We start from the raw sequence: 18,635 nt of genomic DNA, 5'->3' as shown, positions 1-18,635 counted from the left end.
CGATCAATCCTCGAAGGGATCGCGCACGAGGATCGTGTCCTCGCGCTCGGGGCTGGTCGAAACCAGCGCGACCGGGGTTTCGATCAGTTCCTGCACGCGCTGGATATACTTGATCGCCTGCGCGGGCAGATCGGCCCAGGAACGGGCGCCGGCAGTGGTGCCCTGCCAACCGTCCATTTCCTCATAGATCGGCTCGACATTGGCCTGGTCGGCGGCATGGCTCGGGAAGTAGTCGAGGACCTTGCCGTTCAGGCGATAGCCGGTGCAGATCTTCACCTTCTCGAAGCCGTCGAGCACGTCGAGCTTGGTCAGGGCGATGCCGGTGACGCCCGAAATCGCGCAGGACTGGCGGGTGAGAACGGCGTCGAACCAGCCGCAGCGGCGCTTGCGCCCGGTGACGGTGCCGAATTCATGACCGCGTTCGCCAAGGCGCTGGCCGGTCTCGTCGTCCAGCTCGGTCGGGAACGGACCCGAGCCGACACGGGTGGTGTAGGCCTTGACGATGCCGAGCACGAAGCCGGTCGCCGAAGGACCCAGGCCCGAACCGCTCGCAGCGGTGCCCGAAACCGTGTTCGAGCTGGTGACGAAGGGATAGGTGCCGTGGTCGACGTCGAGCAGCACGCCCTGCGCACCTTCGAAGAGGATACGGGCGCCCGCCTTGCGAACCTTGTTGAGACGCTTCCAGACCGGCTGGGCGAACTGCAGCACGAAAGGCGCGATCTCGCGCAATTCGTTCAGCAGCGCTTCGCGGTCGACCGGGTCCTGTCCGAAACCGGCGCGCAGGGCGTCGTGGTGGGCACAAAGACGGTCAAGCTGCGGCTCGAGCGAATCGAGGTGCGCAAGGTCGCACACGCGGATCGCGCGGCGGCCGACCTTGTCTTCATAGGCCGGACCGATGCCGCGACCGGTGGTGCCGATCTTGCCGGCGCCCGCCGCGTTCTCACGCAGGCCGTCGAGGTCACGGTGGAGCGGCAGGATCAGCGGACAGTTGTCCGCGATCGCGAAGTTCTCCGGATTGATCTCGACGCCCTGGCCGCGAAGCTTCTCGACTTCCGACTTGAGGTGCCAGGGATCGAGAACCACGCCGTTGCCGATGATCGACAACGTACCGGTCACGATGCCCGAAGGCAGCAGCGAGAGCTTGTACACCTGCTCGCCCACAACGAGCGTATGGCCCGCATTGTGGCCGCCCTGGAAACGAACCACGGCATCCGCCCGGCTCGCCAGCCAATCGACGATCTTGCCCTTGCCCTCATCGCCCCACTGGGCGCCAATCACGGTTACGTTGGCCAACGCCTGCACGCTTTCATTACTGTTTGAAGTCCGCCGCGCGCCCTAGGCCCTGTGGCCTCCAAGGGCAAGGTGCAGGTGACAATTTGTGCCAAGGCGATTGCCGCGTGCCGCGGCCTGAGCCTTGCGATCTTGCAGGCCACACAGGACTTCGCGAAGAATCTTGCGCCAGGGCACTGCCGGAAAAGTCGTGTGAAACGCCGATCTTGGATCGATGCCCGCGCTCGCAAAGGGATTACCGGACAGGTCCGAAAACGGCGCCCCTCTCAGCCGAGAAGGCGCGCCTGTCGCAAGCCACGAAACCACGACCCCGCAAATCCCGGCCTGCCGATAGCGGCGGACCGATTCGCGCCGCCCCCTTGCCGTGAGGTCAGAGAGCAACAGCCTCGCCGTTTTCCAGGCGGTGCGAACAGCCCAGCGCCACCGGATCGTCGTTTTCGTCAAGAGCTGCCACCGTCGTCCAGCCGATCGCGCGCTGCTGCTCGGCAACGCGGACATCGTGGCCGAGCGGGAGGAAAAGCTTCTTCGTTTCCTGCGGCTCGCTCGCCAGAACTTCGATCAGGGGATCGGGATAGAGCGAGAAACCGGCAGCCGGTTCACCCTCCTGTCCGTCGAGCTGGCCCAGGATGCGGTAGGTACCGCCCCGGCCCAGACTGCCCGACACGCCTTCGGCGTAGATCGTGAAGCCGAACCAGGACTGGTATTCGAAACCATGACGTTCGGAAGGATCGAGCGTCAGGCGCGCTTTCCCGTCAACCCGAGCGGCGATTTCGCGCAGCCCCGCGATACGACCGGCGAGGACGCCCGCGTTATCGAATGCAGCAAGCCGCTCGATCGCGGTTTCGAACGGACCCACGGCATAGAGCAGCGGCAGATAAGCTTCGCCCCCGGCATCGACCAGACCGCCCGCGTCCTTGGCGTCGAGCATCTGGCGCACGGCCTCGATCTGGCTGGCGGCAAGAGGCAGCGCTTCGGCCGAAAGGGCATCGACGACGTCAGGCAGCGTGAAGTCGACCGAGATCCCGCTGGCACCTGCGGCACGCAGCGCCTCGATGGCGATTTCGACGATCTCGGCGGCTGCGGCCACGGAATCGCTGCCGATCAGTTCTGCACCGAGCTGGAGCCGTTCGCGCGCCGGGTCGAGCCCGTCGCCCTTGATGGTGACGACCTGCCCCGCATAGCACAGGCGCAAGGGGCGCGCCGCCGCGGCAAGGCCGGTCGCGGCAATGCGGCCAACCTGCATGGTGATGTCGGAACGCAGCGCCAGCGTGCGCAGCGACACCGGATCGACGAAACGGAACATCCGGCGCACCTGGACGCCGGCCATGCGGCTCGCCATCGACTTCTCGAATTCGATGGTCGGCGTTTCGACCCGCTCGTAGCCATGGCTCGCCATGGCATCCAGCGCCGTGCGACGCACGCGCTGCGAAACGGCCGCCTGCTGCGGCAACCTGTCACCAAGCCCCTCGGGCAGAAGATCGCGATCGGTATCCTGCATGATGGGTGGGCCCTTAACGGCAAGGGAGCGGATTGTCGAATGCGTTTGGCCCGCAAGGCGCAAAGCTGCACTCGCCAGGGCTTTTCGCCTGCTTCGCCGCCGCAAAAAAGAAAGGGCCAGTGCATGGCACCGGCCCCTTCCGTTGGGAGCTGTCAGGCCCAGATCAGAACGAAAGCGCCTTGACCATGCGCACGCCCGGCACTTCGCAGGCCTGCTTGAGCACGCCTTCCGGCACTGCGCTGTCGACCGAGAGCAACAGCACGGCTTCGCCACCGGCTTCACGGCGACCGAGGTTGAAGGTGCCGATGTTGATCTCGTTCTCGCCCAGCAGCGAACCGATGCGGCCGATGAAGCCCGGTGCGTCCTGATTGACGATGTACATCATGTGCCCGGCCAATTCGGCCTCGACCTTGATGCCGAACAGTTCGACCAGACGCGGCTCGACGTTGTTGAACAGCGTGCCGGCCACCGAACGCTCGCCCGCTTCGGTCTTCACCGAAACGCGGATCAGGGTGTGGTAGTCACCTTCGCGCTCGGTCTTGACCTCACGCACTTCCAGACCGCGCTCCTTGGCGAGGTAGGGGGCGTTGACCATGTTCACCGAGTCCGACTGGACGCGCAGGAAACCGGCGAGCACGGCGGCCACGATCGGCTTCATGTTGAGTTCGGCAGCAGCACCCTCGGTGTGGATCGAGATCCGCGGAACCGAGTCGTGCGTGAGCTGGCCGACAAGGCTGCCCAGCTGTTCGGCAAGCGCCATGTAGGGCTTGAGCTTCGGCGCTTCCTCGGCCGAGAGCGACGGCATGTTCAGCGCGTTGGTAACGCCGCCGTTGACGAGGTAGTCGGCCATCTGCTCGGCCACCTGCAGGGCCACGTTGACCTGCGCTTCGTTGGTCGAGGCGCCCAGGTGCGGGGTGCAGATGAAGTTCGGGGTGCCGAACAGCGGCGATTCCTTGGCCGGTTCGGTGACGAACACGTCGAGGGCGGCACCGGCGATATGGCCGGAATCCAGCAGGTCCTTGAGCGCTTCTTCGTCGACCAGGCCGCCACGCGCGCAGTTGATGATGCGCACGCCCTTCTTGGTCTTGGCGAGGTTTTCGCGGCTCAGGATGTTGCGGGTCTGGTCGGTCAGCGGCGTGTGCAGCGTGATGAAGTCGGCACGATCGAGCAGCGTGTCGAGGTCGACCTTCTCGACGCCCATTTCCACGGCGCGCTCAGGCGTAAGGAACGGGTCGAAGGCGGCGACCTTCATCTTCAGGCCCAGCGCACGGCTGGCGACGATCGAACCGATGTTGCCCGCGCCGATGAGGCCGAGGGTCTTGCCGGTAACTTCAACGCCCATGAAGCCGTTCTTCGGCCACAGGCCCGCTTGCGTCTGGGCGTTGGCTTCGGGAAGCTGGCGGGCCAGCGCGAACATCAGGGCGATGGCGTGTTCGGCAGTGGTGATCGAGTTGCCGAACGGCGTGTTCATCACGACGACGCCCTGGGCCGAAGCGGCCGGGATGTCGACGTTGTCGACGCCGATGCCGGCGCGGCCGATGACCTTGAGGTTCTTGGCGGCGGCAAGGATTTCCTTGGTCACCTTGGTCGACGAACGGATGGCAAGGCCATCGTAGTCACCGATGCGGGCGATGAGCTGTTCCGGCGTCTCGCCGGTGATCACGTCGACTTCGCAACCGCGGATCTCGAAGATGCGCGCGGCATTGGGGTCCATCTTGTCGGAAATGAGGACTTTGGGCTTGGTGGTCATGACGAATCTCTCAATTCGTCATCCTGACGAAAGTCAGGATCGCGGGCCGGTTCAGCGATACGTCGTGCTATGCGGCCCGCGATCCCAGCTTTCGCTGGGATGACGGTTAAAACTCAGGCAGCGGCCTTGACGGTGGCGTAGGCGTAGTCGAGCCAGGGACCGAGATCCTCGATGTCCTGGGTGTCGACCGTGGCCCCGCACCAGATGCGCAGGCCTGCCGGCGCGTCGCGGTAACCGGCGACGTCGAAGGCAGCGCCTTCCTTTTCGAGGACCGCAGCGAACTTCTTGATGAAGTCGGTGTCGGCGCCTTCGACCGTCAGGCAGACCGAGGTCTTCGACCGGCTGGCCGGATCGGCAGCGAGATGACCGAGCCAGTCACGCTCCGCGACGATCTTGTCGAGCGCAGCGGCATTGGCGTCGGAACGGGCCTTGAGACCTTCGAGGCCACCCAGCGACTTGGCCCATTCGAGAGCGAAGATCGCGTCCTCGACGGCAAGCATCGAGGGGGTGTTGATCGTCTCGCCCTTGAACACGCCTTCGGTCAGCTTGCCGCCCTTGGTGAGGCGGAAGACCTTCGGCAGCGGCCAGGACGGGGTGTAGCTTTCAAGGCGCTCGACGGCACGCGGGCCGAGGATCAGGACGCCGTGGCCGCCTTCGCCGCCCAGAACCTTCTGCCAGGAGAAGGTCGCGACGTCGATCTTCGACCAGTCGATGTCGTAGGCGAAAACGGCGGAAGTCGAGTCGGCGAAGGACAGGCCCTCACGGTCCGCCGGGATCCAGTCGGCATTCGGAACGCGAACGCCCGAAGTGGTGCCGTTCCAGGTGAAGAGCACGTCGTTGCTCCAATCCACCTGCGAAAGATCCGGCAGCTGGCCGTAGTCGGCGCGGATCACGGTCGGATCCAGCTTGAGCTGCTTGACAGCATCGGTGACCCAACCCTCACCGAAGCTTTCCCAAGCCAGCGTCGTCACGCCGCGCGCGCCGAGCATGGTCCACATGGCCATTTCGAATGCGCCGGTGTCCGAACCGGGGACGATACCGATGCGATGCGTCTCTGGCAGCTGCAGCACTTCGCGCATCAGGTCGATGCAGTACTGAAGGCGCGACTTGCCGATCTTGGCGCGGTGTGAGCGGCCAAGCGATTCGACGCTGAGTTTTTCGGGGGAGTATCCCGGCGGCTTCGCGCAGGGACCGGAAGAGAAATGCGGACGCGCAGGCTTGCGCGTCGGTACCGTAATATCAGTCATAAAGACTCTCCTTGCAGAGAGCTCGCGCGGCGTTGGGACCGCGTGGCCCGGAGCCGCCTCTAGTCTCCCACCTGAAATTGTCAATCGCATTGCAGTGGAAAACACCGCTCCCAGATGGTGAAGCGCGCGCTCGTTTCGTCGCAAAGGCCAAACCCTGATGCTTTCGGCAATATTCTGTTAACCAATCCCTGCGAGACTTTGTTCATGCGCAGACTCCTGCTCATCCTGCCGCTGCTGGCCCCGCTTGCCGCCTGCATGGACATTCCCCAGGCGACGCAAAAGACGGCCTCGCGCCCCGCTTCCGGCACTCTCAGCCCGCGCCCGGCGTTCCGCCAATGCCTGTCCGAACTGGGTGCGCAACGCGCCTCGTTCACCCCCCTGCCCGACCAGTATTTCGGCGAGGGCTGCTCGAATATCGGGACGGTCAGACTCTCCGGCCTGAGAAGCGACACGGCATCGCTGGAATTATCGAATCTCGGCCCCGTCACCTGTTCGGTGGCGACGGACTTTGCCGGCTGGGCCCGATTCGGCGTCGACCGCGCAGCGGAGCAGATCCTCGGCAGCCGGGTCATGCGAATCGAGACTTACGGCAGTTACAGTTGCCGCAATGTCGCGGGCACCAACCGCCGCTCCGGCCATGCCACCGCCAATGCCATCGACGTGTCCGCCTTCGTGCTGGAAGACGGCAGGCGGATCAGCGTGCTGGACGACTGGGACGGCGGGACCGATGCGGAACGCCGGTTCCTGCGCGTGGTCCACCAGAGCGCGTGCAAGCGATTCGGCACGGTGCTCGGCCCGGACTACAATTCGGCGCATCGCAATCACTTCCACCTGGAAGCAGACGGCGCGAGTTTCTGCCGTTAGGCAGCCGCTACGCACTCAGTCTCGTAAAAGCTCCGGGAAGCTGAAAACCGCCTGCGATCACTCAGCGGCGGTCTGCAGGTCTGTGTCCATGCGATAGTCCGGCAAGGCATCCAGCGCCTGGCGCAAGGCTTCGCCCCATCCGGTGGAGACCGACTGAAAATAGGGGTCGTCCCATTCGATCCGCCGTTCGTGCAGCGGCGTGAAACTGTCGCGTTCGATCACCAGAAGGTCGAGCGGCATGCCGACCGAGAGGTTGGCCTTGAGCGTGGAATCGAATGACACGGTCATCAGTTTGACCGCGTTTTCGAAGCTCATCTTCGGATCGTAGCCTCGAATGAGAATCGGGCGCCCGTACTTGGTTTCGCCGATCTGGAAAAAGGGCGTGTCGAAGCTCGCTTCGATGAAATTGCCTTCCGGGTAAATCAGGAAGAGACGCGGCTCCATGCCCTTGATCTGGCCCGCGACGATCAGCGAGGCACTGAAGGTTCCCGCCGCGCTCTGCCCGTTGTCGGCGGCGCGCGCGGCGATGGTATCCTGCAGGAGATTGCCCACGATCGTTGCCACCTGAAACATCGATTCGGCTTGGAGCAGCGAGTTGTGACGATCGGAAGGCGCCTTGTTGCGCTCTTCAAGCTGGCTGACGACGGCCTGCGTAGTGGCCAGATTACCCGCCGACAGCACTGCGATGATACGCTCCCCGGGCACTTCCCAGTGGAACATCTTGCGGAAGGTCGAGATATTGTCGACGCCTGAATTGGTCCGCGTGTCGCTCATCAGCACGAGGCCACGTTCCAACATCATGCCCACGCAATAGGTCATGGAATTCTAAGCCCCTGCACACACTTCAGCGGTCCCGAGCGGCACCAGCGACCTTTGCGGTCCCTCAACGACCCTGCATCTGCTGCTGTTGCCCGCTCGACGGGGACTGCTGCTGTCCTCCTAGCATTTTCTGGCCGACCGACAAATGCACATCCAGCTCGGTTTCCCCAGCGCCAACGGCGATTCCGGTAAACGGGGCCGCCTCGCTGTAGTCGCATCCGGTGGCGACGCGAATGTATCGCTCATCGGGACAGATCGCGTTGGAGATGTCGAACCCCACCCAGCCCAACCCCTGGACATAGGCTTCGGCCCAGCCATGGCCCGCCTCCTGCTCCACCTTCTCGTCCATCAGGAGGTAACCGCCGACGTAGCGCATCGGGATGTCGAGCAGCCGCCCGGCGCTGATAAAGATGTGGGCATGGTCCTGGCATACGCCCTGCCCCGCGGTCAGCGACTGTTCCGCCGTTGTGGTGACATCGGTCGTGCCCGGAAGGTATTCGACCTGCTCCGCGATCGCGTGCGACAGGGCGTGAAGGAAGTTCAGCGTATCGTGACGGTCGACCGCGATCGACGCGACAAGCGAGCGGACCCTGTTGCCCGCGCGCGTCAGCGGCGTCGGGCGCAGGAAGCACCAGAGCGGCATGTGCCCGGTATGCTGCCCGGTAACACCGCTGTTGTCGATCGTGCGCACCGTACCGCGGCAGGTCACGACGACCTCGGGCACGCCCGGCTCGATCGAGACCAGTTCGGTATGATTGTGGTGCTGGTCGTCGTACTCGGCTTCGCGCTTTGCACCGGTGAGGTCCATGTCCCACGCGATGACTTCCTGGCCGTGGGTGGACTTGGGTTTCAATCTCAGGCGCTGCAAACCGTGCGTGACACTGTCGGCGAATGCATAACGGGTCGTGTGCGTTACGGTCAGGAGCACTAGGCGAGCCTCATTCAATAAAGCGGTAGTCGGCGGCAATGGCGTCGCCGATCAGGTTGGTCTTGCCGATGAAGTCCTGAAGGAATTCATGCAGTCCCACTTCGAAGATCTCCTCGATCGTCGTCTGGTGCAGTCGCGCGCCCACGTTGCGCAGCAGTTCGTGGGCGCCGGTCTCATGCCCGTACTGCTTGGCGAGACCAGCCATGTTGCTGCGGATCTTCTCGAAGCAGAACACCAGGCTGCGCGGAAACTGCCCGTCGAGGATCATGAAACGGGCGATGTCGCGCGGATCCATCGAACCGGCATTGAGCCAGGAATAGGCCCGACTGCCCGCGACCGAGCGCAGCAGCGTGTCCCACTGCGCATTGTCGAGGCTGGAGCCGACCCAGGCGACCGACGGCAGCAGGACGTAGTACTTCACGTCGAGGATGCGGGCAGTGTTGTCCGCGCGCTCGATGAAAGTGCCGATGCGCGCGAAGTTGAACACGTCGTTGCGCAGCATCGAGCCACCCATGGCGCCGCGCACCAGGGTCGCCTGCCCGCGAATGGCCGTGAGCACTTCGCCCAGGTTGCTCTCGCGCACCGGACGCGAGAGGATCTCGCTCAAGGTCATCCAGCCGTCATTGGTGGCTTCCCAGACCTCGTTGGTGATGCTTGTGCGCACGACCCGCGCATTGGTCCGCGCCGCCTCGACCATCCTGAGAACGCTGGCGGGGTTTTCCTTGTCGCGAAGCAGGAAATTGAAGACCTGCGGCCCGGTCATTTCCTTGTGCGCGGCCTCATAGGCTCCCAATTGGCCGGTCGTGGTCAGGACCGACTTCCACTCCTCGTCCTGAGAAGCCTTGTCCCCGCGGGTCAGCGCAAGGTGAAAGCCGACGTCGATCAGGCGCGCGGTGTTCTCCGCCCGCTCGAGGTAGCGGGCCATCCAGTAGACGCCATAGGCAGCACGACCGAGCATTATTCGTCCAGAACCCAGCTGTCCTTGGTGCCCCCGCCCTGCGACGAGTTGACCACCAGGGAACCTTTCTTGAGCGCCACGCGGGTCAGTCCGCCCGGCGTGATGTCGATGCCGTCGGGCGACACCAGCACGAAGGGTCGCAAGTCGACGTGGCGGGGCGCGAGCCCTTCCTTCGTGAAGATCGGGACCGTCGACAGCGAGAGAGTCGGCTGCGCGATGTAGTTTTCCGGCCGGGCGCGCAGCTTCTCTTCGAAGGCCGCCAGTTCCTTCTTCGAGGACGTCGGCCCGATCAACATGCCGTAGCCGCCCGAGCCATGGACTTCCTTGACGACGAGGTCCTTCAGGTTGTCGAGCACGTAGGCGAGCGAGTCCGGCTCGCTGCAGCGCCAGGTCGGCACGTTGTTCAGGATCGGCTTCTCGCCGGTGTAGAACTCGACGATCTCGGGCATGTAGCTGTAGATCGCCTTGTCGTCGGCAATGCCCGTGCCCGGCGCATTGGCAATCGTGATGCCGCCAGCGCGATACACGTCCATGATACCGGCAACGCCGAGAACCGAGTTCTTGTTGAAGCTGAGCGGATCGAGGAAATCGTCGTCGACGCGGCGGTAGATCACGTCGACCGCCTGATAGCCGCAGGTCGTCCGCATCGCGACGCGGCCGTCGACGACGCGAAGGTCGCTGCCCTCCACGAGTTCGGCGCCCATCTGGTCGGCAAGGAATGCGTGCTCGAAATAGGCCGAATTGTAGATGCCCGGCGTCAGCACCGCGACCACCGGCCGCTTGCTGCCCTTGAAGGCCGGCGGGGCGCAGGCACGCAGCGAGCGCGCGAGGCGCCGCGGATAGTCCGAGACCGGACGCACCGGGATCTTGGTGAACAGCTCGGGGAACATCGCCATCATCGTCTCGCGGTTCTCGAGCATGTACGAGACGCCGGACGGGGTGCGGGCGTTGTCCTCCAGCACCATGAAGTCATCGGGGCCGGTGCGCACGAGGTCGATGCCGACGATGTGGGTATAGACCGCGCCCGGCGGCGTGAACCCGATCATCTGGGTCAGGAACGCCTCGTTGTTGCGCAGGGCCTGGATCGGCAGTCGCCCGGAGCGGATGATTTCCTGCCGGTGGTAGAGGTCCTGGAGGAAGGCATTGAGCGCCCTCACCCGCTGTTCGATCCCGCGCGTCAGCTTGCGCCATTCACGCGCAGTGATGATCCGCGGGATCATGTCGAAGGGGATCAGCCGCTCTTCCGCGGCATCGTCACCATAGACGTTGAAAGTAATTCCGATGCGCCGAAAAAATCTTTCGGCCTCGGCGTCCTGACGTTTTAGCCAGGCCTTGTCCTGAGAGTCATACCAGTTTCTGAAATCGGCGTAGGCAGGACGGACCGAGCCATCCTCGTCGAGCATCTCGTCATACTTGATACTTTTAGCAGCCGACATTGTGACTCCCGTTTGTCCATGTGATGCAACATGGACGGGGAGTTGCCAAGGGTTTACGCTGCAGTTGCGAAATAAATTTTCTGCAAATGAAACCAGCGTGAAGCGGACCGATCCGCCTGCCGTTAACTGACGGTAGCCGAGGTCCTCAGAGCAGACCCCGACGCGTCAGGTCCTCGCGCAGCCGGGGCGCATCCGTGAAGTGATGGACGTTCCAGCCGAGCCGGTCCGCAGCCTCGACGTTTGCAGCATTGTCGTCGATGAAGATCATCGCGCCGGGCTCATGCCCGAAACGGCGGGACGCGATCTCGAAGATGCGCGCATCGGGCTTGGCGATCTTCTCGTCGCCCGAAACGACGATGTCGCCGAACAGGTCGAACAGCGGCTCGCCAGCGCGATACTCGCGCCAGAACGGGCTTGCGAAGTTGGTGATGGCGAAAAGCGGCACATCGCGGCCGGCCAGTTCGCGCACGATTTCATGGCTGCCCGGAACGTTGCCGGGAATCGTTTCGATGAAGCGGGTGGCATAGGCGTCGATCAGGTGATCGTTGCCGGGAAACTGCGCCTTGCGCTCTGCGACCAACTCATGAAGGTCGCGCCCGGCGTCGTGCTGGAAATGCCATTCCTCGGTCATGACGTGGGTCATGAACCAGTCGAGCCGATCGGCGTCGTCGATCAGCCTCGCAAAAAGCCGGCGCATGTCCCACTGGACGAGCACGCGGCCCACGTCGAAAACGACGGCTTCGATTGTTCCGGACAAGACAAGACCCCCGCGAATGGCGGGGGCCTCATGTCTTTCAGAACCAATGGGCCGGTCCGCCGGTTATCCCTGCCGGGTTCGACAGGGATGGGCGAAACGAATCAGCCCTGACGCGCCTTGAAGCGGCGGTTGGTCTTGTTGATGACATAGGTACGGCCGCGACGGCGGATCACGCGGTTGTCACGGTGACGGCCCTTGAGCGACTTGAGGCTATTGCGAATCTTCATCGTTTGTCTCGTCTGCGTGTGTCGGGCGGTTACCGACCGCCGGAAAATTGAAGCCGGGCCGTTACTGGTCGCTGCCTGCAAAGTCAAGCGCCGGAGGGCAATTTGGACGGTATCCGCCTGACTTTTCGGCACCGTTCATCGCCCGGCAATGGCTGGCCTTCATATACCATCTGCGGGCGCGACGACACTGAACTCGAAAAAAGAGAAGACGGTAATGCACAATCACGGACGCGCGCTTCTCGCCCCAGTCATGGCCGCCATGCTGCTATCCCCCGCTTTCGCATCGCTTCCGGCCTTCGCCCAGCCGATGGGCTGGGGCCCCGGCTGGGGCCGGTCCGCCTGGGACGATCCTCTCGACCGTTATCCCGAACGCATTCCGTCGCGCGGCGCATCGCACTCGCGCGATTCGCGTGAAGGCGAGGTCGAGGTCAGCCGCTTCGTGGCCGAAGGCGATGCCGCAGCCGCCCTGGGCCATGGCCCGGTCACGGTCGAATCGGAATCGGGCGACGGCCCCCGGTTCGATTCCGGCAAGCGGGCCACTTACGAAGCAGCAATCGAGAACGCGCTGGTCGGTGCAGGCTACGACACGCTCCATTCCGGCGCGACGCCGGGGCAGGTCGCCAAACTGCGCATCACCCGGCAGGTACTCGTCCCCGCCGAGGAAAAGCGCAGTCCGGTCAGCGGCACCGCCGCCATGGGCGTCAGCAATCGCGGTTCGGCCTATGGCCTTGGCGTCAACATCGACCTTACCAAGCCGCGCGCCGCGCTCATGTCCACCCGGCTCGACACCCGCATCCTCGACGGCGCCAGCGGCAAGGTCCTGTGGGAAGGCTACGCCACCATCGCCACGCGCGAAGGCGACGGAGACTGGAGCGACGACCGCATCGCCAGCAAGCTGGCCACCGCTCTCTTCGACAATTTTCCAAAGGCGGACCCGGTTGCCGTCCCTGCAACCTGAGTGACTTGCATCCTTCCGGTGCAAGCGGCACACCGGCAAATGCCTGAGCACCGGAGAGGTTGATATGCGCCGTACCCTGCAAGCCCTTGGCGGCGCTGCCGTCCTGGCGACAAGCCTGTTCCTGACCGGCTGCGTCGCGCCGGTCGGGCCGGTCGAAGTAACCCGGTTCCATGCTACCGGCGCCATTCCGCTCGGCCGGGGCACGATTGCCGTCGAACCGGCCGAAGGCCAGGAGAACGGGATGGAGTTCGGAGCCTTCTCCGGCGCCGTCCTGCGCGAACTGACCCGCGCCGGCTACAGCGCCACCCTGCCCGGCGCAGGCCCGAGCCAGCAGGTCGCACTGCTATCGGTAGAGCGCCACACCCTGGCCCCTGTCCGCAACGGCAGTCCGGTTTCGGTGGGCGTGGGCGGCAGCACCGGAAGCTACGGCTCAGGGGTCGGCGTAGGCCTTGGCATCGACCTGTCCGGGCCACCGCCTGCCCAGGTGGAAACGCAAATGCGCGTGATGATCCGCGAGCGCGACAGCGGCCGCACGATCTGGGAAGGCCGCGCGCAGTTCACCGTCAGCAGCAAGTCTCCCCTCGCCCAGACCTCTCTGGGTGCGGCGAAAATGGCCGAAGCGCTGTTCAAGGACTTTCCGGGCCAGTCCGGGGAAACTATCCTGGTGAAATGACAGAGATCCAGATCACTTCCGCATTCGATTCCGGCAACATCGAAGTCCTTTCCATCGACGGCACCGAGGCGCGCCTCGCCATCCGGCGCGACCACGAATCCGAATTCTACCAGTGGTTCCACTTCCGCGTCAGCGGCGCGCAGGGACGCGAACTGACGCTGCAGATCACCGGCCTTAACGGCTCGGCCTATCCGATGGGCTGGCCCAACTACAACGCGGCTGTCAGCGAAGATCGCCGGTGCTGGGGGCGCGCTGCCGGGCAATGGGACGAGAGCCGCGACGGCGGCACGCTCACCATCACCTACCGCCCCTCCGGCGACCTTGCCTGGTTCGCCTATTTCGCGCCCTATTCGATGGAACGGCACCAGGACCTCGTGGCGCGCACGGCGGCATCGCACGGCATCGCCTACAAGTGCCTGGGCACTACGCTGGACGGCCAGCCTCTCGATTGCCTCGAGATGGGCGAAGGCCCGCTAAAGGTCTGGCTCTATGCGCGCCAGCACCCGGGCGAATCGATGGCCGAATGGTGGATGGAAGGCGCGCTGGACCTGCTCGCCGATCCGTCGAGCTCGGTGGGCCGCGAACTGCGCAAGCGCTGCCGCCTGCATGTCGTGCCCAATGCGAACCCCGACGGTTCGCGCCGCGGGCACCTGCGCACCAATGCCGCGGGCGTGAATCTCAATCGCGAATGGAACGAGCCGAGTGCCCAGCGTTCGCCCGAAGTGCTGGCGATCCGCAATGCCATGGACGCCAGCGGGGTCGACTTCGCGATGGATGTGCACGGCGACGAAGCGATTCCCGCCGTATTCCTCGCAGGCTTCGAAGGCATCCCCTCGCTCAAGCCGGAGCAGAAGGAAGGGTATGACCGCTACGCCGCCCTGCTGGAGCAGCGCACGCCCGATTTCCAGACCAAGCTCGGCTACCCGGTTGCACGGCCCGGCAAGGGCAATCTGGCGATGTCGACCAACCAGCTTGCCGAACGCTTCGGCTGCGTTGCGATGACGCTGGAAATGCCGTTCAAGGACCACAATCCGGCTGCGGACCCGAAACAGGAATGGAGCCCGGAACGCTCCATGCAACTGGGTCGCGATTGCCTTGGGGCACTGCTGGAATGGCTGGTCGAACGCGAAGGCTGAGCGTCAGCCGATTTCGCCGCGCCTGTCGCCTTCGGTTAGCCCAGATTGGCGGGACCGAAGGCGTGGGGCAGCAATTCGGACAGACGCAGTTCGAGCCCGCCGTCCTTGCCATCGCACCAGATGAGCGGGTCGGTGCCGCCTAGCTGCGCCAGTTCGTTGAGGACCTGCCGGCAACGTCCGCATGGCGTGACCGTGGCACCGGTGCCCGGCTTGCCGGGGGCGCCGCCGGTGACTGCCACGGCAAGCAGCCCGCCTTGCCCGCCGGTCGACAGGACTTTCGCCGAAGCGACCGTCTCGGCACACAACGACAGGCCATAGCTTGCGTTTTCGACGTTCGCGCCGGTCACCACCGCCCCGTCCGCGAAGAACAGCGCCGCGCCGACCTGGAACTTCGAATAGGGCGCATAAGCCAGCGCGGCCGCCTCGCGGGCGGCAGCGATCAGGGATTCGCGGTCCGGCGTCGCGCTCATGACTGCACCACCACCCAGCGCAGGCCATCAGCCGCCACTTCGTTCGCCAGCGCGCCATTGGCCGTCCAGAGCGTCCAGGGCCGCCCGCCATAGTCCGGCAGCAAGCGGTCGCGCACCAGCCAGAGATTGCGGTCGAGCTTGTTCGCCACCTGATAGCGCGATTCGAACCCGGGCGAGACTTTCAGGATCACCGCCTTGCCGGCATGGGTCTCGACCTGGTTGAGGAAAGTCATCAGTTCGCTTTCGACTTTCGCATCGGAGACTTTCACCGGGCAATTGTCGGCCAGCATCTCGAGATCCACGACCGGCGGCAACAGGTCGGCATCGCGCGGCACCGTGGTAACGAAGTTTGCAGCCTGCTTTTCCGCGGGCTGGCAGGGGTCATAGCGATGGACCGCGCCCACCTGCATGCCGATCGCCCGGGCAGCCTCGAAATTGGCGACGAAACGCGGATCGCGGGCAAAGGCGCTGGCGCTTGCGTCGATGTAGGCGAAGTCCGCGCCGATGGCCTTGATCGACTTCCAGCTTACCGGGCCGTCGTCGACGCCGATCTCGACGCCCTGCACGGGGTAGATCGCGCGCTCCGGCGTCCAGTGGCGCAAGTGCCACCAGCCCCACGCCCCGGCCACCATCGCCCCCAGCAGGACTACGCCCATCAGTCGCAGTTTCCAGCCGGCGCCGCCTGTGCGCGTCCTGCCGGCGCTTTTCCTTCGTGCCATGTCCTGCCCCTCACCCGCGGATATGCAGGACGCAAATCAGGGTGAAAAGCCGCCTTGCCGTGGGAAAGTCGGTTTCGACCTTGCCCTCCAGTCTTTCGACCAGCAGTTCGGCCGCCTCGTTGTGGACGCCACGCCGGGCCATGTCGATCGTCTCGATTTCCTGCGGCGTCGCCTTGCGAATCGCCTGGTAATAGCTTTCGCAGATCGCGAAATATTCGCGGATAGGGCGCCGGAATCGGGCGAGTCCCAGCACCATCGTCTCCAGCGGCGCGCCCTTCTCGTCCGAAATTTCCAGCGAAAGACGCCCGTCGCGCACCGAAAGCCGCAAGTGGTAAGGGCCTTCGTGGCCGGCTTCGAAAGCCCGTATCGGTTTGAAAATATTGTCTTCGATAAGATCGAAGATGGCTATGCGCCGTTCCTGCTCGATATCGGCGTTGCGCCACAGAATGGTCGCGTCGTCGAGTTCGATATGCGTGATGCGCGGGTCCGCCATGATGCGAACGCCCTTTACGCGCTTGCAGCATGGGCGGGCAAGCCGTTCCGTATCCTTCCACAAGCTGTGGATGAAAATGGCAACACTCGTGGCTTGCTGGCAGCACTCGAGAAGAGCATTGTCGCCCCCCTCATGTCGCAAGAACAGCTTCTGCTTCGGGTCTCCGATTCCAACGATTCCGCCGAAGGGCGGGCCCTGCCCTCCAACGTCGAGGCGGAGGCCGCGTTTCTGGGCGCGGTCCTGATCGACAACCGCGTGATCGAAGAGCTGCAGACGCAGCTTGGTCCGCAGCACTTCTTCGAACCCGTCCACGCCCGCATCTACGAACGGATCCTTGGCCTGCTGGACCGCAAGGCCGTGGTCACCCCGGTCACCCTGCGTCCCTATTTCGAAGCGGACGAACAGCTCAAGGCGCTGGGCGGTGTGTCCTACCTCGCCCGGCTCACCGCCGACGGTCAGGGCCTGCTGGCCCCGCGTGAACTGGCGGAACAGATCTACGACCTTGCCCTCCTGCGCGAACTGATCTCGGTCGGCCGCGGCCTCGTCGAAGGGGCCATGGACACCTCCGAATCGGTCGAGCCGATGGAGCAGATCGAACAGGCCGAAGCCGCGCTCTACAAGGTGGCCGAAGGCGCTGCGACCGCGAACGAGGCGCAGAGCTTCGGCGTCGCCACCCGCACCGCCATTTCCGCCATCGAGAAAGCGTTCAACTCGGGCGGCCATATCTCGGGCAAGACCACCGGCCTCACCTCGGTCAACCAGAAGATCGGCGGCCTGCACGATTCCGACCTTATCATCCTTGCCGGACGTCCCGGCATGGGCAAGACCTCGCTCGTCACCAACATCGCCTTCAACGCCGCCGACCGGCTGCAGCGCGACCATGCCGACGGCATCAACACCGAAAAGTCTGCGGGCGCGGCCGTTGCCTTCTTCAGCCTGGAAATGAGTGCCGACCAGCTCGCCACGCGTATCCTCGCCGAACAGTCGGGCATCAGCTCCGAAGCGCTGCGCATGGGCAAGATCAGCCGCGAGGACTTCCAGCAACTGTCCTTCGCCAGCCAGCGTCTGGCAGAACTGCCGCTGTTCATCGACGATACGCCCGGCCTTTCCATCGCCGCGCTGCGCACCCGTGCGCGCCGCCTGAAGCGCCGCCATGACATCGGCCTCGTCATCATCGACTACCTGCAGCTTCTTTCGGGCTCCGGCCGCGCGACCGACAACCGCGTCAACGAGATTTCGGAAATTTCGCGTGGTCTCAAGACCCTGGCGAAGGAACTTCATGTTCCGGTTATCGCCCTTTCGCAGCTTTCGCGCGCGGTCGAACAGCGCGACGACAAGCGCCCGATGCTCTCGGACCTTCGTGAATCGGGCTCGATCGAGCAGGACGCCGACATGGTGTGGTTCGTCTTTCGCGAAGACTACTACGTGAAGGCGACCGAGCCGAAGTTCCCCAGCGATACCGACTCTCCCGACGTCAAGGACAAGTGGGAAGCGTGGCGCCAGAAGATGGAAGAAGTCACCGGCCTGTCCGAGCTGATCATCGCCAAGCAGCGCCACGGTGCCACCGGCAAGGTGCGCCTGCGCTTCGAGGCGCGCATCACCAAGTTCTCCGACCTTGCGCCGGACGATCTCAGGGCCAACCAGTACGACAGTGACTGACGGCAGGGTCCTGCTGATTGCCGGGGGCAGCGGCTCGATCGGCAGCGCCATCGCGCGCGAGGCACTGGCCCAGGGCTGGAAAGTCGCAGTCCACGGGCGCAGCGAGGACAAGGTTCACGCCGTCGTTGCCGGCCTGTCCGAACAGGGCACGATCGACGGGTTCATTGCCGATATCTGGGAGGACGAGGCCGCCGAAACGCTGGTCGCGGAAGTGGCCGAACACTTCGGCCGGATCGATGCGGTGATCGACTGCACGGCCACCGGCCCCTTGGGCATAACCGGCCTGTTTCCAGACACTTCGCCTGAGACCTTCACGGACTTTCTCGACGTGTCGGTGGGCTGGTTCGAGCGGCTGACCCATGCCTCCTACGGTTTTCTGGCGCAGGAAGGCGGGACGATCATCGCATTCGTCTCCGATGCGGGGATTCACGCCGCCCGCCGCCAGTCCCTTGTCGGCGCCGCACGGGCCGCAACCATCGGCTTCATCCGCAATTTCGCCGTCGAAGCCGCGCATGACGGGATCCGAGCCCACGCGATCTCGCCCAGCTATGTCGCTGGAACCGACACCTCGCGGCGCAGGGGCACGGAATTCATGTCACGCATCGCCCGCCGTGCCGGACTTGGCCTGCCCGAGCCGGAGGACATCGCACCGATCGCCCTGTTCCTGTGCAGCGACGGGGCACGGAAGATCACCGGGCAGGTAATCAGCATCAACGGCGGCATGAACGCCTGAGGCCAGTCGCCCGGCTGCGA

19 protein-coding genes are annotated in these 18,635 nt (G+C 64.4%); 6 read left to right on the top strand and 13 right to left on the bottom strand.

Translation table 11 applies throughout. The features are described 5' to 3' along the window. Nucleotides 1-3 precede the first annotated feature (3 nt). The 4 genes from SPHV1_RS17280 to SPHV1_RS17265 all read right to left on the bottom strand — a co-directional run bounded on the left by SPHV1_RS17280 (nucleotide 4) and on the right by SPHV1_RS17265 (nucleotide 5,785). Nucleotides 4-1,293, bottom strand: coding sequence for an adenylosuccinate synthase (locus SPHV1_RS17280; protein ID WP_054947272.1), 1,290 nt, complete (start codon nucleotides 1,291-1,293; stop codon nucleotides 4-6). A gap of 367 nt (nucleotides 1,294-1,660) precedes the next feature. Next, nucleotides 1,661-2,788 (bottom strand): ATP phosphoribosyltransferase regulatory subunit, encoded by a 1,128-nt coding sequence (locus SPHV1_RS17275; protein WP_054947271.1) that lies wholly within the window; start codon nucleotides 2,786-2,788, stop codon nucleotides 1,661-1,663. Nucleotides 2,789-2,951: 163 nt separating this feature from the next. Beyond that, the gene (gene serA, locus SPHV1_RS17270; protein ID WP_054947270.1) at nucleotides 2,952-4,538 is read right to left on the bottom strand and encodes a phosphoglycerate dehydrogenase; all 1,587 of its coding nucleotides are present in this window, start codon (nucleotides 4,536-4,538) and stop codon (nucleotides 2,952-2,954) included. Between the two features lie 113 nt (nucleotides 4,539-4,651). Continuing rightward, on the bottom strand, nucleotides 4,652-5,785 hold the full coding sequence (locus SPHV1_RS17265; protein WP_054947269.1) for a phosphoserine transaminase: 1,134 nt from the start codon (nucleotides 5,783-5,785) through the stop codon (nucleotides 4,652-4,654). Between the two features lie 204 nt (nucleotides 5,786-5,989). On the opposite strand from SPHV1_RS17265, the gene SPHV1_RS17260 reads away from it, so the two are divergent. Next, nucleotides 5,990-6,649: an extensin family protein gene (locus tag SPHV1_RS17260; RefSeq protein WP_054947322.1), complete on the top strand. Its 660-nt coding sequence runs from the start codon at nucleotides 5,990-5,992 to the stop codon at nucleotides 6,647-6,649. A 57-nt stretch (nucleotides 6,650-6,706) separates the two neighbouring features. Here SPHV1_RS17260 and SPHV1_RS17255 read toward each other — a convergent pair whose 3' ends face one another. From SPHV1_RS17255 to ykgO, 6 genes are all read right to left on the bottom strand, one after another. Next, nucleotides 6,707-7,468, bottom strand: coding sequence for a proteasome-type protease (locus tag SPHV1_RS17255; protein WP_054947268.1), 762 nt, complete (start codon nucleotides 7,466-7,468; stop codon nucleotides 6,707-6,709). Nucleotides 7,469-7,532: 64 nt separating this feature from the next. Continuing rightward, on the bottom strand, nucleotides 7,533-8,396 hold the full coding sequence (locus tag SPHV1_RS17250; protein WP_054947267.1) for a transglutaminase family protein: 864 nt from the start codon (nucleotides 8,394-8,396) through the stop codon (nucleotides 7,533-7,535). 10 nt (nucleotides 8,397-8,406) lie between these two features. Continuing rightward, on the bottom strand, nucleotides 8,407-9,354 hold the full coding sequence (locus SPHV1_RS17245; protein WP_054947266.1) for an alpha-E domain-containing protein: 948 nt from the start codon (nucleotides 9,352-9,354) through the stop codon (nucleotides 8,407-8,409). After that, nucleotides 9,354-10,790, bottom strand: coding sequence for a circularly permuted type 2 ATP-grasp protein (locus SPHV1_RS17240; RefSeq protein WP_054947265.1), 1,437 nt, complete (start codon nucleotides 10,788-10,790; stop codon nucleotides 9,354-9,356). Before SPHV1_RS17240 ends, SPHV1_RS17245 begins: the two co-directional genes overlap by 1 nt. Nucleotides 10,791-10,935: 145 nt before the next feature. Further along, entirely contained in the window at nucleotides 10,936-11,547 is a 612-nt protein-coding gene (locus SPHV1_RS17235) for an HAD family phosphatase (protein ID WP_054947264.1), read from the bottom strand. 101 nt (nucleotides 11,548-11,648) lie between these two features. Beyond that, a complete protein-coding gene (ykgO, locus tag SPHV1_RS17230; RefSeq protein WP_004210176.1) occupies nucleotides 11,649-11,774 on the bottom strand; it encodes a type B 50S ribosomal protein L36 in 126 nt (41 codons plus the stop codon). 214 nt (nucleotides 11,775-11,988) lie between these two features. Here ykgO and SPHV1_RS17225 point away from each other — a divergent pair, with 214 nt between their 5' ends. The 3 genes from SPHV1_RS17225 to SPHV1_RS17215 all read left to right on the top strand — a co-directional run bounded on the left by SPHV1_RS17225 (nucleotide 11,989) and on the right by SPHV1_RS17215 (nucleotide 14,541). Beyond that, entirely contained in the window at nucleotides 11,989-12,732 is a 744-nt protein-coding gene (locus tag SPHV1_RS17225) for a DUF4136 domain-containing protein (RefSeq protein ID WP_054947263.1), read from the top strand. Between the two features lie 64 nt (nucleotides 12,733-12,796). Further along, complete coding sequence (locus SPHV1_RS17220) at nucleotides 12,797-13,405, top strand: DUF4136 domain-containing protein (protein WP_054947262.1); 609 nt, start codon at nucleotides 12,797-12,799, stop codon at nucleotides 13,403-13,405. After that, a complete protein-coding gene (locus SPHV1_RS17215) occupies nucleotides 13,402-14,541 on the top strand; it encodes a M14-type cytosolic carboxypeptidase (protein WP_054947261.1) in 1,140 nt (379 codons plus the stop codon). Before SPHV1_RS17220 ends, SPHV1_RS17215 begins: the two co-directional genes overlap by 4 nt. Before the next feature lie 35 nt (nucleotides 14,542-14,576). Here the strand turns inward: SPHV1_RS17215 and SPHV1_RS17210 are convergent, their stop codons facing one another. From SPHV1_RS17210 to SPHV1_RS17200, 3 genes are read right to left on the bottom strand one after another with little or no spacing between them, the layout of a single operon-like run. Continuing rightward, on the bottom strand, nucleotides 14,577-15,011 hold the full coding sequence (locus SPHV1_RS17210) for a cytidine deaminase (protein ID WP_054947260.1): 435 nt from the start codon (nucleotides 15,009-15,011) through the stop codon (nucleotides 14,577-14,579). Next, nucleotides 15,008-15,730 carry a glycoside hydrolase family 25 protein gene (locus tag SPHV1_RS17205; protein WP_054947259.1) on the bottom strand — a complete coding sequence of 241 codons (723 nt, stop codon included), beginning with the start codon at nucleotides 15,728-15,730 and terminating at the stop codon, nucleotides 15,008-15,010. The genes SPHV1_RS17210 and SPHV1_RS17205 overlap by 4 nt, the downstream gene beginning before the upstream one ends. Nucleotides 15,731-15,740: 10 nt before the next feature. Then, nucleotides 15,741-16,223 carry a UPF0262 family protein gene (locus tag SPHV1_RS17200; protein ID WP_054947321.1) on the bottom strand — a complete coding sequence of 161 codons (483 nt, stop codon included), beginning with the start codon at nucleotides 16,221-16,223 and terminating at the stop codon, nucleotides 15,741-15,743. 132 nt (nucleotides 16,224-16,355) lie between these two features. On the opposite strand from SPHV1_RS17200, the gene SPHV1_RS17195 reads away from it, so the two are divergent. Then, nucleotides 16,356-17,882: a replicative DNA helicase gene (locus SPHV1_RS17195; RefSeq protein WP_054947320.1), complete on the top strand. Its 1,527-nt coding sequence runs from the start codon at nucleotides 16,356-16,358 to the stop codon at nucleotides 17,880-17,882. After that, nucleotides 17,875-18,615: an SDR family NAD(P)-dependent oxidoreductase gene (locus tag SPHV1_RS17190; protein WP_054947258.1), complete on the top strand. Its 741-nt coding sequence runs from the start codon at nucleotides 17,875-17,877 to the stop codon at nucleotides 18,613-18,615. Before SPHV1_RS17195 ends, SPHV1_RS17190 begins: the two co-directional genes overlap by 8 nt. Nucleotides 18,616-18,635 lie beyond the last annotated feature (20 nt).

The sequence above is a fragment of the Novosphingobium sp. KN65.2 genome, assembly GCF_001368935.1.
In the GTDB taxonomy this organism is placed as follows: domain Bacteria; phylum Pseudomonadota; class Alphaproteobacteria; order Sphingomonadales; family Sphingomonadaceae; genus Novosphingobium; species Novosphingobium mathurense.
Note: the sequence above shows the minus strand (reverse complement) of the source record. Positions and strands in the feature narration are given on the sequence as shown.

Excerpts from the sequence above, each read along its gene's own strand:
- SPHV1_RS17275 (WP_054947271.1), bottom strand. The coding sequence starts at position 2,788 with ATGCAGGATACCGATCGCGATCTTCTGCCCGAGGGGCTTGGTGACAGG.
- serA (WP_054947270.1), bottom strand. The coding sequence starts at position 4,538 with ATGACCACCAAGCCCAAAGTCCTCATTTCCGACAAGATGGACCCCAAT.
- SPHV1_RS17265 (WP_054947269.1), bottom strand. The coding sequence starts at position 5,785 with ATGACTGATATTACGGTACCGACGCGCAAGCCTGCGCGTCCGCATTTC.
- SPHV1_RS17260 (WP_054947322.1), top strand. The coding sequence starts at position 5,990 with ATGCGCAGACTCCTGCTCATCCTGCCGCTGCTGGCCCCGCTTGCCGCC.
- SPHV1_RS17255 (WP_054947268.1), bottom strand. The coding sequence starts at position 7,468 with ATGACCTATTGCGTGGGCATGATGTTGGAACGTGGCCTCGTGCTGATG.
- SPHV1_RS17245 (WP_054947266.1), bottom strand. The coding sequence starts at position 9,354 with ATGCTCGGTCGTGCTGCCTATGGCGTCTACTGGATGGCCCGCTACCTC.
- SPHV1_RS17240 (WP_054947265.1), bottom strand. The coding sequence starts at position 10,790 with ATGTCGGCTGCTAAAAGTATCAAGTATGACGAGATGCTCGACGAGGAT.
- ykgO (WP_004210176.1), bottom strand. The coding sequence starts at position 11,774 with ATGAAGATTCGCAATAGCCTCAAGTCGCTCAAGGGCCGTCACCGTGAC.
- SPHV1_RS17225 (WP_054947263.1), top strand. The coding sequence starts at position 11,989 with ATGCACAATCACGGACGCGCGCTTCTCGCCCCAGTCATGGCCGCCATG.
- SPHV1_RS17220 (WP_054947262.1), top strand. The coding sequence starts at position 12,797 with ATGCGCCGTACCCTGCAAGCCCTTGGCGGCGCTGCCGTCCTGGCGACA.
- SPHV1_RS17215 (WP_054947261.1), top strand. The coding sequence starts at position 13,402 with ATGACAGAGATCCAGATCACTTCCGCATTCGATTCCGGCAACATCGAA.
- SPHV1_RS17210 (WP_054947260.1), bottom strand. The coding sequence starts at position 15,011 with ATGAGCGCGACGCCGGACCGCGAATCCCTGATCGCTGCCGCCCGCGAG.
- SPHV1_RS17205 (WP_054947259.1), bottom strand. The coding sequence starts at position 15,730 with ATGGCACGAAGGAAAAGCGCCGGCAGGACGCGCACAGGCGGCGCCGGC.
- SPHV1_RS17200 (WP_054947321.1), bottom strand. The coding sequence starts at position 16,223 with ATGGCGGACCCGCGCATCACGCATATCGAACTCGACGACGCGACCATT.
- SPHV1_RS17195 (WP_054947320.1), top strand. The coding sequence starts at position 16,356 with ATGTCGCAAGAACAGCTTCTGCTTCGGGTCTCCGATTCCAACGATTCC.